This window comes from Rhizobium sp. SRDI943 (assembly GCF_057653695.1).
This window is the reverse complement of record NZ_JBYGKN010000002.1, coordinates 945,694-957,989: the sequence shown is the minus strand read 5'-3', so window position 1 is coordinate 957,989 and position 12,296 is coordinate 945,694. Positions and strand designations below refer to the sequence as shown.

The following is a 12,296-nucleotide window of genomic DNA, read 5'->3' as shown; positions in this document are numbered from 1 at the left end:
AGAAGAGGGTAGATCTGTCAGCCGCACGTTGGTGAAAAACTGAAGCGTTCGGGCCTGGCGTCAAGATCTGGTCCTTCGACACTTCGTTCACGCTGGTCGCTGCCGGGGAGCGGGCGCGCGATCTCGGTGAGGCATCCGGATCTCGGACCTTAGTTAGGCATGCTTGAGACTGAAGTCCTACACATGGAACGGCTTGTAGCGGGGAGTGTTTTCGATTTGCGACGCCAGAGAGCGCCGCGCCGATTGTAGCCGCCCTGGAGACGAAACATGCGTCTGCTCATCGTTGAAGACGAACCGGGAATCGCTCTGGTGATCGAGGATGTCGCGATCGACGCCGGATTCGAAATCACTGGCATAGCGGGGAACATGTCAGAGGCTCTGGAGCTCGGTTCCGAAGCAGACATCGCCATCATCGACATCCGGCTTGGGGATGGACTGACCGGGCCGTCCATTGCCCGCGCCCTCTTTTCCGGGTTCGGACTTGGTGTGGTGTATTTCACCCTGAACCCCGGCCTTGTCGAAAACCCGGAGGGCCGAGCTGTCGTCACCAAACGGGCGAGCCCCGAAAGAATAGTGGACGCGTTGTCTATGGCAGCCAAGAATGCAAGAAAGCATTGCGTCGCGAGCAGGCCCACCTTCCGCTGAACGCTTGAGGCGCGGTTGATCGGTTTCCTCCACCCGAACCCAATACTGCCGACACTATTCCTTCGTCGGTCAAAGATGCACCTCCCCACTCCGCAATCATATGAAGCGGCTATGCTCGAATTTTTCAACGAAGGCTCCCCTCGGGGAACTCCCCACGACGCCCAACATGGATCGACATTCACCAGGGAGGTTCTGACCGGATACAGCAACAAACTCCCTGGTGTCCTCTCAACAAGGGTGAGGAAAATTTAAGCGAGATAGCGCCGAGGGAAGAGGGAACGCTCCGATCAGCCCGTCATGAATGGCGGCCACCAAGAAGTTGATGCCCGCGGCAGTCTGCTCCGCAGCCCATGACACATGGCCAAGAGAGCGGAGAAAGGCCCTGCCAATCGCCTCTCTTGAGCTGCTGTCGCGCTGTCATCGTCAAGCGCCTCCGGCCGCGATCAGCGCATCCCGTGCGGCGCGAAAGGCATCCTTCAGCGCTTTTTGACCTTCGAGCCCCTCAAAGGCATAGCTATTGAGAAACTGACGTCCGGCGAACAGGTTGCGGTCCACGGGGCTCAGCTCGGCTTCCGCGCAGACCGCTGGCCAGTTTGCGGCAATCATCGTGACCTGGTTTTCAATCAGCGCGGCAGCTTCCGCCTCTTTCAAGTGATAATCCGGCGCGCTAGCTAGCAAGGTGGCGAGGGTGCTGGCGCGGCCATCGCCCTTGATCAGCATGGCCTGCGTGGCCTCGTTACCCGTGCGTCTCTGGGGGCAGATATCATAGGCCGGCGTCAGAGTGAGCATTCGGCCGTCCCAGAAGGCGGCATGATTGCGGGCATGGTCGTCGGTGTTGCCGCACAGCACGTTGAAGCAAATCCGCCCGTAGAGTTCCTTGAGGGTATCCTTGGGTGCCGTGAAGCGGCGACGGATCAGCTCGGCCAAGTCTTCGTAAGAGGCATAGCGCGCCATCATCTCATCAAGGCCCAGCATGGTCAGGGCCGAGACCATGCCGTGCCTCCTCCAGCCATCCGTTGTGTGCGTGCGGTCAAAGCGCTCGATCAGCAGCAAGTCCTTTTGCGCGGCGCGGGTCATCGCCACGGACGCCGCGTTTAGCCCGCAGGCGGCTGCCAGCTTCATCGCGATGAATTCGGCCTTCACCACGCTGTAGGTGTCGTTGGTTGCCGAGAATTTAGCGATGAATTTCTTCGCCCCGTCATTGATCAGCACCTTGGGGCGCGCGCCGCCGATCGAGGTGCCATGGTTGAGGGCTATTTCGAGCGCCGATGGCAGGGGGACGCCTTTTTCGATGAGGGCGGCAGCTTCCATGAGTTCGTCGAGCGATGCCTGTGCGGCATGGCGGGGGACATACTCAGTTGCCGAGGCCTGAAAATCGAGAGCACCAATCCGGTCGGAGCCGGACTGGAGCAGATAGGTAAGTTCGCTGATCTCAGGCACGCCGGCAGCGTCGGGCTTCTTGCCCGTCAGTCTGTTGATGATAACCCGGCGGCCCCAGGCATCGGGCGAGCAGTCGCGAATGCAGCTCGCCATCGACAGGCCGTTGATCGGCGCGATAATGCCTTCCTGGAGCGGTAACTCCGGCTCATAGACGGAAATGGCGTTTTCGCGGCGGCGGTAACTGGCGCCATAGGTGAAGAGCAGGCGCTCGCCATTCTGGTCGAGGCGGCCCGCCACCACCGGTTCCGTTGCCCCCGGCAGCCACATCCAGACAAAGGCTTCCGTGGCGTCCGCCTTAGAAGTCATCATCGACCTCCTTCACCGTGTGGCGGACACTCTTGGGCAGCAGGGCCAGTTTTTCATCGAGACGGGTATTGTGCATCTGGAGACTGCGCTCGTCATAGTCGAACAGGCGCATGCCCACGAGGGACGCTACTTCAAAGACGATGCCGATCTCAGGACCGGGCGCACCTTTTTCGATGCTGGACAATGTCGTCCGGCTGATGCCGGCACGGTCGGCCAGTTCCTGCGCGGTCAGGCCGCGCTCGGCGCGCCCGACGCGGATCAGCTTGCCGAGCATGGCGAGCGCCTGATGCGTCACTCTGGAGTAGCTTCTCTGACGGGGCACTGTTATGACCCATGTTGTTCATCTGAGTGGACAAGAGTTGCTCCCGTCCTTGCGGACATCATGCCATGGCGCTTGGTGTGAAGTCAAGTTTTGTTCATTTAAATGGCCATATCGCCAGTTTGTGTCCAGAATTTTGCGCATGGACGGGTATTAAGCAAGGAGTCTCCCGTGACTCGCAAATACATGCTCACCGAGGCTGGGCTCGATGCTTGGCAGCAACAAGCGGCAAGATGACGTGGCTGGAGGCGCACATGAAAACACCTGATACCGCTGCTCTGCTTGAGGACGCCGCCGACCGGATTGCGGACATCTCCCGGCCGGACTTACAAATCCTGCTTCGTCGCGCCGCGCTCCTATTGCGCAATGCAGGATCGATCACCTTCGAAGATGATACGGACGCAGCTTTGCGAGACCTATCCGGCGAACTCGGCATGACGCGCAACGACACGATCAGGTTTATCGTTCGGGAGTGGATGGAGAAGAACACCTATCTGCCGGTGCGCAGCCTCGACGAGGACGGCGATGTTGATGGGAATGGTTGACGGGCGTTATACTTGACAGAATCCGCCCACCCCCACTACGAAGTGCCCGCCCCCGATCGAGTTTTTCAGGCATTGTTTCGGGGCAAAAGGCTGAACGTAAATGATGTTTAAAAGTTTTGCCGGGGTTGATCTTTTCTTTCGCCTTCAAAATCAGAACTTTATCAAACGATATGAGAGCCATATTAGCGGTCCGCCCCTCGATATGGCTATTTGTCTATGTCGATCTTGTTTCTTTGGCTGACCAGAGGATCCGTACTGGATTACATCGCCCCGCAACTAAGATACATGTTGGTTATTCTACCCAAATACTACTATGAACTGCCATGGCTGGCCGAAAACCATCCAGAACAGGTCGCCCTTTACACATGTCTTTCGTTTTCTCTGATCACCTTTACGGTCGTGAAGACACTATTGTTTTCGGTTTATATAATTTCCTCGCAATTGAGCCGAGAGATTATAGTTGCCGATCTAAAAAACTTTTTTAAAACGGACTTGGTATATTTGCTCACCTTCGTTGTTTTAATTATTCTCATCCCTTTGCCGATCTACGGTGCAGGCGCTTCGACAACAGTTGTCGGAAATGCGTATTCCCTCACCTTTTTCAATATACTTTTTCTAAAGATGCTGAGCGGTGGGATCTCGTCGACCGTTTTGCTAGCCAAGAGAATCAAAAGGCCGAACAGAAGCGATCAAGTGGAAGTTACTAGCAACGACTGAGGGGCTGTTTGCCGAGCGACGAGACGCATTCGACTGGCCGGTGTTGGACCTTAGCGTATGTCGTCCAACTCATAAATCGCCAGTTGATCAGCGGCTTCGCGCAACCCCTTATAAGACGCGTGCCGTAGCTTCCCGTCATGCGTCCAGGCCCGATATTCGATCTCGGCAACCAGCTCCGGACGGACGAAGACGGCATTTCGCTTCCTCCCGGTATCGACAGCGGGCTTGTTGATGATCAGCTTGTCCATCTGCTCCCGGAGCTCCGCGGCGGAACGTTCGTTGAAGCCGGTTCCAACGCCCCCAACGTAGACGAGCTCGTTTCCCTTGCGCGCGGCGAGCAGCAGCCGCCCGATCCCAGCTCGCGCAACTGTGGATCGCTCATAGCCGACGATCACAAAACTGTCGCTCTGGACGCATTTGATTTTCAGCCAGTCGCCGAGCCGGCCGGAGCGATAAGGCACGTTCCGGCGCTTGGCGATGATACCTTCCAATCCGTGTTCGCAGGCGCTTGCCAGCAGCTGATCACCGTCGGCCTCGATCTCCTCCGAGAGCCGGATATTGCCCAGCTCGCAGGCCGGCACTAGATCCTCGAGCAGATGCCGGCGCATGTCGAGTCCGGAAGTTCTGAGGTCGTGACCGTCGAAATAGAGCAGATCGAAGGCCATGAAGATGGCGTCGCTTGACCTCTTCTTGCCGCCCCGCCCGCCCAGCGATTGTTGCAGCAAGCCGAAATCCGACCGGCCCTGCTCGTCGAGAACCACGGCCTCGCCATCTAGGATTGCCGTGCCAACCGGAAGCCACAGGGCCGCTTGTTGAATTGCCGGGAAGCGATCCGTCCAGTCGTGGCCGCCGCGCGTCAGGATGCGAATGCCCGTCGGCTCGATATGCACTGCCAGGCGATAGCCATCCCATTTCACTTCGAAGGCCCATTGCGGCCCTTTGGGCGGCTTCGGCTTCAGGAGAGCAAGGCATGGATCGATGCGATCCGGCATGGGGTCGAGGAGGAGGTTCGGCTGGGCAGGATTTCGCGGCTTGCGCGGCCGCGATCGAACCGGCTTGTCAGCATCCTCCAGGAGCGGCTTTGGTTTTGGCGGCTTTGTCATGCCGCCATCCCATCAGCAATGCCTTAAAAAGCAATTGCCTAATAAGTGTTATTGACATTCGGCTAAGACGAGAAGGGGTCTGAGTAGCAACGGAGCAGATACCTGCATAAGATTTCACGCGCCATGCCCATCGGGGATTGACGGATCGCGCAGCGGTCGGAGTTCCCCACGTGCGACAAATCCGGCAGTGTGGTGCGTATCTACCGACCATGTTGATATGTTTGAGCCCGAGGGCCGACAGTTTATCGGCTATAGGTTTCTGCACGGGTATTTATTATGCGGGCCCTTCTAACGGCTTTGCGATCGGCTCCACATCAACGCATTAAACCCGGGTTCGTTGGAGCGGAAGCGGCGGCTGGAATCGACCCATTCCTGTCATTCGGAGCCAGTTCCTGGATTCCCGAAAGCTGCCGCTTATCACAACAGAGCGATGCCAACTTCGCGCTACCGGCGCTCTTCCGGGCCCGACAGCCCCTGCGGCGAGGCAGGTTTTCCGCTTATGAGGCTTATGCCGCACTTGGCCTTGGCAGCTTGCCCCGCGCGTTGGAAGAAACGGATTTCTGTGGCGATGCTTTCACGGAACGGATCGGTTTGGTTGAAGTAGTCGCGGTCCAGACCGAGCTTTGCACCGTCTGCATCGCCCTCGTAATAGGTGCCGAACAAATGATCCCAGATCGGGAAATAATTGGCGAAATTCTTGTCGTGATGTTCCCGCACTCGGGAGTGATGGATGAAGTGGTCGCGTGGTGACTGGATCACGTATTTGCCAAACCAGCCATGCCAGGGAATGGCACTGTGCTTGACCAGGCCAATGGCGCCAAAGGTGATGGTCACGAAGGCGAATTCGGCCGTTGGCAGGCCGATAAGCAGCGCCGGAACGACCATGATGGCCATGTTTATGGCCTTCTCCAGCGGATGCTCCCGCGACGAAGTCAGCGCGTTGAACTCTTCGGCTGCGTGGTGAAATTCGTGCAGCCGCCATAGTACGGGCAGCCGATGCATCAACCGATGCTGCCAGTAGCTCAAGAAGTCCGACAGGACTAGGAACAAGAGAACATGTGCCCAGCTTGGCAGCCTCCCGGCAAGGTCCAGGTGGGGGGCATCCCGAGCCGCGCGGGTGATGGCATAGGACAGACCAAATGACGCAAGCGCCGCGAATAGCGTAATCATTCCCGTCGCCTGAAGGACAAAATAGACGATATCGGTGATTGTGGATTTGCTGCGTTCGAAGAAAACCCGACGGAATCCCGAATTGCCGAACCCCACATAGGTGAGTTCCACCGCGAAAACCGTCAGAACCAGGCCAATGGAAATGGCGAAACTGAGCGCCATTGCCTCACCATTGAGATAGTAAGTTTTGTAAAAAAAGCCTCCAAGCTTGTGCAGGCAGTATTCGACGACCAGCTCCATGGCGCTGCTCCAAAACACGAACTCGTACAGCTTAGTCCTGACGATGCGCTTTTGCCAGATTGCTCAAAGGACGATCAGGGGGCGTCCTTTTGATGTATTGCCAGCGGTGGAAGTGCAGTCCCGGGAGGTATGCCGGAGGGTCGAGGAGTATTATGAAAACTGCTGGAATCACATCGCCGGCCGCAAGGCCGATAAAAAATCTGTCGGGAGGGAACAATTCGGCTCCGCCGATCGTAAGGAGTCGGGTCGTGCAGAGATTTGATATGGCAGCCACCCTACACTTCAATGTGCGGCCCACCGCAACCCAAACTCGCCCCGTCCTACCTAAGGCGGGGCTTTTTTTGGCGTTTCGGCCCATCGGCTTCGACACTCCAGGAGGTTGGATGAGCGACACCGACAATCCCGCCCCCTTCTGGGCCGACTCGTTGGTGGTGCTTAGAGCACTTCCCTCATAATCTTACGAACAGGAACAGGTGCTCAGGTGGAGCTAGAGGCGGCCGAGCTTTGATAGCGCCTTTGCTCGACACTACTTCCAGGAGTTCTTGCCGATATTCTCTTTTCCGTTCAACACGGTAACCGACTTAGGACCTGTTTTATTCCAGGTCTCGCATACCTCTTTCCCAGCGTCCGTTCCGCCCTTCCACGTGCGGCAGAACTTGTTGCCAGTAATGTGCCACACGCCGTCAATGGTGATCACATCTCCGGAATCGAGTTTGACCGAACCATGTGCGGTACCGTCCTTGAGAACCGAAAGCTCGCCGTTGTAGCCTTCTTTTGGCCCGCCCAGCACAATCACCTTGCCGTCCGAAAGCAGAGCTTGAAGCTCTTTTCCAGTCATCGCGGTAGCAGCAATAGCTTGCGCTCCGAGAAACAATACGGATAGTCCAGTTAATAGAATTCTACGCATGCGCCATTCTCTCCGAGTTTTGACAAGCAACATTGTCATCCAATTCATATGAACCACAAGTTGGCGGCTGTCACGTACCAGTTTTGTGGCCGCTACATCTACAACAAGACGGCGGCGTACTTCTGCGAGAGATATCAAATCGAGGCATTGCGAACGGCAGCACTACGTTCGGGAAATGTTTATCGCTGAACTATCTGCTATGGCTGATGTCAGCTCGTCCCCGTCCCGCAGGCCTAACCAGTTGCAGCGACGCATGAGAGAAGCTGCAGCTTTTTCTGAGCTCAAGCCTGCCTGATGGGAAATCCGACGAGCCGTTCGTATTCGCGCTCAGGAACACCATAGGAGCCACCGGCTATCTCCTCCAGCTTCGGCCTGTCCAGGATCCGAATATTCCCGCGCGTGGCCTTGATGGCGTGCACGCCCTCGAGGATGTGAATTTCATTGGTGACCCCCGCACGCCGGACGCCGAGCATAAGCGAGAGGAACTCGTGGGTGAGAGGCAGATTCTTGTCCCGCAGCCGGTCGTGGCACATCAGCAGCCATCGCGCCAGCCGTTCAGGCATGTTGTAGCGGGCATTGGCAAGGGCGGAATGGGCAAGCTGCAAATCGCAGCAATGCGCATATCTGAGAAGCAGGTCGTTGGCCGACGGAACCCGTTCCGCCATGGAAAGAAGCGCGGATACCGGCACCGAAATTCCGTGCCCCTCGACCTGCATGAAGGTCCTGTTCGGAGTTTGGTTGACCTTCAGCAGCACATGAGACCCTGCCATGCCCTCATATCCGACATGCCCGACCTCCACGGATTCGTCATCGGAGTTGGTGGCAACGACTGATGCCAAGCCGCTTTCCAGGAAGTAGGCGGCCTCACTTGGCACATCCGACGCGATCACTTCCAATTTCACCGGAAGCGCTACCGGCTGCATCGCGGCCCGCAGCAGATCGAACGCTTCGGGCTCGAGCGCTCTCAGAAGTAGGTTTCGAACATCAGACTGCGAAAAGTCGGACATAGCCCAGCCTCCGGCGGGATTGAGCCCGATCTCATGTCGACGTCACGGGGACGCGTCAGCAATGTTAAGCTTATGGGTCAAAGCACTAGTACAGGCCAAGAGGGGCTAAGCCGTCTGTGCGGTTTTGACATTTCTACAATGCGCCAGGCACTTGCACAGCGACATTTACATGATCCACGATTTGGACGGCTGCCGTGAAGGATAGAACAATGACGGTAAAGCCGCGCTCATCGGTGACGTTCATAAGCCACGCAGAAACGTCACCCTTCGTCAACAGAGCGCCCCGCAGCCGCTCGGCTATGGTCTCCACAGCCTCGGTACGGGCGCTCTGCAGGTCCGGGTGCTCCGAGCCCAGAGTGTCCGGAATCGAGATGCCGTCATGAACGTTGAAAAAGTAGCGAGCCATCCAGCCATTGCTCCTGTACAGGCAAGAGCAATCGGGTTCTCTTAGCCATCCGCGCCTGGGTCGATGGCGGATGATGTCCCATCATCGCATGTGATCACGTTCTAAAGAAGGCGCATTGCGCGCGGTCATCGGCGTCACTGCGAGAATGATGAAGAGATCCGTCAGAAGCTACTCAAGGAAGGGCAGGTCAAGGCATGGATTTCGCGACAGCGAAGCCGATCAGAGGTTAGGAGGCCGCCCAACGCACAGGAGACATTATGCTTGGGGTTAGCAAGTAATCGCTGAGCGGCCTACTGAATAATACTCAGTGCGCGTGTAATTTGAAGAGACTTTGTCCTTCTGAGCGAAATCGTACGATATTTGATTAATTTCTGAGCGAACCTGTGGAAAGTAATATTATTCATTGCTCACGTAGGAGGGCTATGTAAAGTAGTTGTAGCAACGCCACGATGCGTTCCTGCCTAGAAACCACCCCCCTATCTAAGCCCCGCTCTTGCGGGGATTTTTCTTGCTCTGGGTAGTTAAGCTCTGGAGGATCGGTACAAAAGTGTACCGGGAACCGGCCTGCCCCTTGGTTGTTGGCCTGGAAGGAACGCAATGGTGTGTTCCTCTAAGGCCCGTCAACTGCCCCGCCCAGGCGGGGCTTTTTTTATTACAGAGATCCCCTTCGCGTCACGGCCAGCTGATATCTGAGGGCTTTTCTGGCCAGCCCTGCAGTCCATACTGCCGGCCGCCGCTCTCATGCCGAAAGTCTGGGGATCATGAGGCGGCAGGATTTCCAGCGCTCGCCCCGGTGCCCGGCCCATCGCGCGTCAAATTGTCCCCTTCGATCTTCGCATGGAACTGGGATTCATGTGCCCATTCCGTCTCTGCCGCTTCCAACTCCTCCGGGGAAAGATGGTAGATAACGAACTTTTCAAGCACTTCGTCCACGTCCCGGGCCATGCCGAGAAGGTCCATGGACTTGCCCATATGGCCGCGCTCTCCGAACGTATCGAAGCACATGCCAGAGACCATATCTCGAAGGGCGAGAACCTTCTTCGTCGCCTCCGCCAAGAAGTGTGGTTCATCTCCAAAATCGAGTGAATCAGACACGGCCTGCGCTCGACGGGAAAGAGCTTCTGATCGAGACCTCGACCCGTCTTCCTCGAAAACGTCATAGCACTGTCTGCTGACGTGCTCCGCGTAGACCGCGAATCTCATGACATCGCGTGGCGAGATTTTCTGATCGTTTCTGTACACAATGGTGGGCATGCCAAATCCTCCACGCTGGAATAGGAATATCAGGTTGCCGCAGGAATGTTGCTATTTTGTTCTTTTTGGTGAAGGAGTCAAGGGCGCTTTTTCTTCAGGACCGTCAGCCCGCTGTCGAAGTCGGCGTTGGCGGCAAGCATGAGCGCGTGGTTGTCAGCCAATTCGCGATTGTCGTTGACCTTGCCCCCAAGTTTTATCCAGTTTTGAGTTCGCTCCAGCGGTTTTTGGTTGCTGTTGTTGGTTCGCTAGCGGCGGGTTGCGGTGCGGAGCCATTTCGACTGCGCGGCACCGCATCACGTCGCGGGTTGAAACGAGACCCTGCTGGACCGGCGATTTAACGTTCAAACAGCCGATTCGCCTTTTGGTGGTGGAGCCAATCCCTTTTGCCAGATGTGCGCATCGGGAATTTTGCATCAATCTTGCCATTTCACCGGAGGGACAAAATGGCGAGCAACTATCGTTTGAACGCGAGTGATACCAGTTGGGCCATAATCGATAATGCAACTGATGCACCGGCACGACTGGATGGCATACCACTCGTAACAATGGAGGCTGCGGAAGCCCGGCACATGCTTCGTATACTTGATGGCATTGATCAGATCCGGACCACCTCGAAGTGGTGGGCGAATCTCGCCCAAAAGCGGGCGAAGATGATGACCTCGTCGGGCGCTGTGCAGGCGGTGGAATTCAAGCCGCTGCGGCCGTTTGCCTCGAGCAATTGGACTTGAGACAATGAAATCACATCGCTACGCATAAATGCGCTTGGCCATACTCCCCAGCCTCTGGATGTGGCCATTAACGTCCTATTGCTCCGGCAATCCACATTTGCTTTCACCGAATTTTTTTTCGTAATCTCCACAAAGTGCCCGATAACGCCATTGGAGGATGGCAGCGGGGAATCGGGACAAGGAGGATTATCAATTTAGGTTAATCGCCGTTCATTCCTGATTGGTTCAGCCGGTGCGGCCGCCGGTCTCGCCCTTGGTGCCGGAAGCGCCATTCCCGCTTTTGCCGAAGACGCACGGCTCCGCGCCATGTGGTGGGGGTAAAGATTGTTCCCTCGTGATCCCACGGCGCAGCCCATCGAATCGCCCTGCTTCACATCTTATTCGATCTCATAAACGGCCGCATAATCCTGCTCGTTGCGCAGCCGCTTGTATGACGCATGCCAGAGCTTGCCGTCGTGGGTCCAGGCTCGATATTCAATCTCGGCAACAAGCTCCGGCCGGACGAAGACTGCGTTTCGCTTCCTGCCGGTATCGACCGCGGGCTTGCCAATGATCAGCTTGTCCATTTGCTCGCGGATCTCGGCGGCGGATCGTTTCGTTAAAGCCGGTCCCCACTCCCCCGAAATAGACGAGCTCGTTTCCCTGGCGCGCGGCGAGCAGCAATCGGCCGATGCCTCCGAACGATCCCGTTGACTTCTCGTATCCGACGATTGCGAAGCCGTCGCTCTGCATGCATTTGATCTTCAGCCAGTCACCGAGCCGGCCGGAGCGATAGGGTGCGTCCCGCCGCTTGGCGATGATCCCTTCCAACCCGTGTTCGCAAGCGTTGCCAGCAGCTGATCGCCATCGGCCACGATCTCCTCCGAGAGCCGGATATTGCCCTGCTCGCAGGCCGGCACCAGATCCTCAAGCAGATGCCGGCGCACGTCGAGTTCGGAATTTCTGAGATCATGGCCGTCGAAATAGAGCAGATCGAAGGCCATGAAGATGGCGTCGCTTGAGCTCTTCTTGCCGCCCCGCCCGCCGAGCGATTGTTGCAGCAGGCCAAAATCCGACCGGCCTTTCTCAAACCACAGCCTCCCCGTCGAGGATTGCAGAACCGACGGGAAGCCACAATGCCGCCTGTTTGATTGCCGGGAAGCGATCCGTCCAGTCGTGGCCGCCGCGCGTCAAGATGCGAATGCCCGTCGGCTCGATGTGCACTGCCAGGCGATAGCCATCCCATTTCACTTCGAAGGCCCATTGCGGCCCTTTGGGCGGCTTCGGCTTCAGGAGAGCAAGGCATGGATCGATGCGATCCGGCATGGGGTCGAGGGGAAGGTTCGGCTGTGCGGGATTTCGTGGCTTGCGAGGCCGGGATCGAACCGGCTTGTCAGCATACTGCAGGAGCGGCTTTGGTTTCGGCGGCTTTGTCATGCCGCCATCCCATCAGCAATGCCTTAAAAAGCAATTGCCCAATTCGTGTTATTGACTCCGCCTAAGTCGAGAACATTTAGCGACACGCTCGAC

At 57.0% G+C, this 12,296-nt stretch carries 12 protein-coding genes and 2 pseudogenes; 5 read left to right on the top strand and 9 right to left on the bottom strand.

The window, feature by feature from the left end; all coding sequences use genetic code 11:
* Window positions 1-267: 267 nt before the first annotated feature.
* Window positions 268-645 carry a response regulator gene (locus tag AC245Y_RS28660; protein WP_003554372.1) on the top strand — a complete coding sequence of 126 codons (378 nt, stop codon included), beginning with the start codon at window positions 268-270 and terminating at the stop codon, window positions 643-645.
* A gap of 423 nt (window positions 646-1,068) precedes the next feature.
* Here AC245Y_RS28660 and AC245Y_RS28655 read toward each other — a convergent pair whose 3' ends face one another.
* Together AC245Y_RS28655 and AC245Y_RS28650 are read right to left on the bottom strand one after the other, a co-directional pair.
* Complete coding sequence (locus AC245Y_RS28655) at window positions 1,069-2,391, bottom strand: type II toxin-antitoxin system HipA family toxin (protein WP_017996641.1); 1,323 nt, start codon at window positions 2,389-2,391, stop codon at window positions 1,069-1,071.
* Window positions 2,381-2,665, bottom strand: coding sequence for a helix-turn-helix transcriptional regulator (locus AC245Y_RS28650; RefSeq protein ID WP_003554377.1), 285 nt, complete (start codon window positions 2,663-2,665; stop codon window positions 2,381-2,383). Before AC245Y_RS28650 ends, AC245Y_RS28655 begins: the two co-directional genes overlap by 11 nt.
* A 299-nt stretch (window positions 2,666-2,964) precedes the next feature.
* Between AC245Y_RS28650 and AC245Y_RS28645 the strand changes: the two genes are divergently transcribed.
* Entirely contained in the window at window positions 2,965-3,255 is a 291-nt protein-coding gene (locus tag AC245Y_RS28645) for a hypothetical protein (RefSeq protein ID WP_003554378.1), read from the top strand.
* Between the two features lie 767 nt (window positions 3,256-4,022).
* On the opposite strand, the gene ligD (AC245Y_RS28640) is transcribed toward AC245Y_RS28645, so the two are convergent.
* The 6 genes from ligD (AC245Y_RS28640) to AC245Y_RS28615 form a co-directional block, all read right to left on the bottom strand.
* On the bottom strand, window positions 4,023-5,075 hold the full coding sequence (gene ligD, locus AC245Y_RS28640; protein WP_017996643.1) for a non-homologous end-joining DNA ligase: 1,053 nt from the start codon (window positions 5,073-5,075) through the stop codon (window positions 4,023-4,025).
* Between the two features lie 444 nt (window positions 5,076-5,519).
* Entirely contained in the window at window positions 5,520-6,485 is a 966-nt protein-coding gene (locus AC245Y_RS28635) for a sterol desaturase family protein (protein WP_017996644.1), read from the bottom strand.
* A 526-nt stretch (window positions 6,486-7,011) separates the two neighbouring features.
* On the bottom strand, window positions 7,012-7,392 hold the full coding sequence (locus AC245Y_RS28630; RefSeq protein ID WP_017996646.1) for a hypothetical protein: 381 nt from the start codon (window positions 7,390-7,392) through the stop codon (window positions 7,012-7,014).
* A 281-nt stretch (window positions 7,393-7,673) separates the two neighbouring features.
* Window positions 7,674-8,399: a Crp/Fnr family transcriptional regulator gene (locus AC245Y_RS28625; RefSeq protein ID WP_017996647.1), complete on the bottom strand. Its 726-nt coding sequence runs from the start codon at window positions 8,397-8,399 to the stop codon at window positions 7,674-7,676.
* A 133-nt stretch (window positions 8,400-8,532) separates the two neighbouring features.
* On the bottom strand, window positions 8,533-8,805 hold the full coding sequence (locus AC245Y_RS28620) for a DUF6894 family protein (RefSeq protein WP_017996648.1): 273 nt from the start codon (window positions 8,803-8,805) through the stop codon (window positions 8,533-8,535).
* Between the two features lie 759 nt (window positions 8,806-9,564).
* Window positions 9,565-10,059 carry a hypothetical protein gene (locus AC245Y_RS28615; RefSeq protein ID WP_017996649.1) on the bottom strand — a complete coding sequence of 165 codons (495 nt, stop codon included), beginning with the start codon at window positions 10,057-10,059 and terminating at the stop codon, window positions 9,565-9,567.
* A gap of 56 nt (window positions 10,060-10,115) precedes the next feature.
* Between AC245Y_RS28615 and AC245Y_RS28610 the strand changes: the two genes are divergently transcribed.
* The 3 genes and pseudogenes from AC245Y_RS28610 to AC245Y_RS28600 all read left to right on the top strand — a co-directional run.
* Window positions 10,116-10,397, top strand: coding sequence for a hypothetical protein (locus AC245Y_RS28610; protein WP_080518594.1), 282 nt, complete (start codon window positions 10,116-10,118; stop codon window positions 10,395-10,397).
* A 105-nt stretch (window positions 10,398-10,502) separates the two neighbouring features.
* A complete protein-coding gene (locus AC245Y_RS28605) occupies window positions 10,503-10,787 on the top strand; it encodes a hypothetical protein (RefSeq protein ID WP_012763461.1) in 285 nt (94 codons plus the stop codon).
* Between the two features lie 216 nt (window positions 10,788-11,003).
* Window positions 11,004-11,105: pseudogene (locus AC245Y_RS28600) on the top strand (hypothetical protein); the annotation flags it as partial.
* A 59-nt stretch (window positions 11,106-11,164) separates the two neighbouring features.
* Here AC245Y_RS28600 and ligD (AC245Y_RS28595) read toward each other — a convergent pair.
* Window positions 11,165-12,203 (bottom strand): annotated as a pseudogene (ligD, locus tag AC245Y_RS28595) (non-homologous end-joining DNA ligase).
* Between the last annotated feature and the right edge of the window lie 93 nt (window positions 12,204-12,296).

What these genes read in the sequence shown, in the direction of transcription:
- AC245Y_RS28625 (WP_017996647.1), bottom strand. Translation starts at nt 8,399, where the DNA reads ATGTCCGACTTTTCGCAGTCTGATGTTCGAAACCTACTTCTGAGAGCG.
- AC245Y_RS28630 (WP_017996646.1), bottom strand. Translation starts at nt 7,392, where the DNA reads ATGCGTAGAATTCTATTAACTGGACTATCCGTATTGTTTCTCGGAGCG.
- AC245Y_RS28660 (WP_003554372.1), top strand. Translation starts at nt 268, where the DNA reads ATGCGTCTGCTCATCGTTGAAGACGAACCGGGAATCGCTCTGGTGATC.
- AC245Y_RS28635 (WP_017996644.1), bottom strand. Translation starts at nt 6,485, where the DNA reads ATGGAGCTGGTCGTCGAATACTGCCTGCACAAGCTTGGAGGCTTTTTT.
- AC245Y_RS28645 (WP_003554378.1), top strand. Translation starts at nt 2,965, where the DNA reads ATGAAAACACCTGATACCGCTGCTCTGCTTGAGGACGCCGCCGACCGG.
- ligD (WP_017996643.1), bottom strand. Translation starts at nt 5,075, where the DNA reads ATGACAAAGCCGCCAAAACCAAAGCCGCTCCTGGAGGATGCTGACAAG.
- AC245Y_RS28650 (WP_003554377.1), bottom strand. Translation starts at nt 2,665, where the DNA reads ATGCTCGGCAAGCTGATCCGCGTCGGGCGCGCCGAGCGCGGCCTGACC.
- AC245Y_RS28605 (WP_012763461.1), top strand. Translation starts at nt 10,503, where the DNA reads ATGGCGAGCAACTATCGTTTGAACGCGAGTGATACCAGTTGGGCCATA.
- AC245Y_RS28655 (WP_017996641.1), bottom strand. Translation starts at nt 2,391, where the DNA reads ATGACTTCTAAGGCGGACGCCACGGAAGCCTTTGTCTGGATGTGGCTG.
- AC245Y_RS28620 (WP_017996648.1), bottom strand. Translation starts at nt 8,805, where the DNA reads ATGGCTCGCTACTTTTTCAACGTTCATGACGGCATCTCGATTCCGGAC.
- AC245Y_RS28615 (WP_017996649.1), bottom strand. Translation starts at nt 10,059, where the DNA reads ATGCCCACCATTGTGTACAGAAACGATCAGAAAATCTCGCCACGCGAT.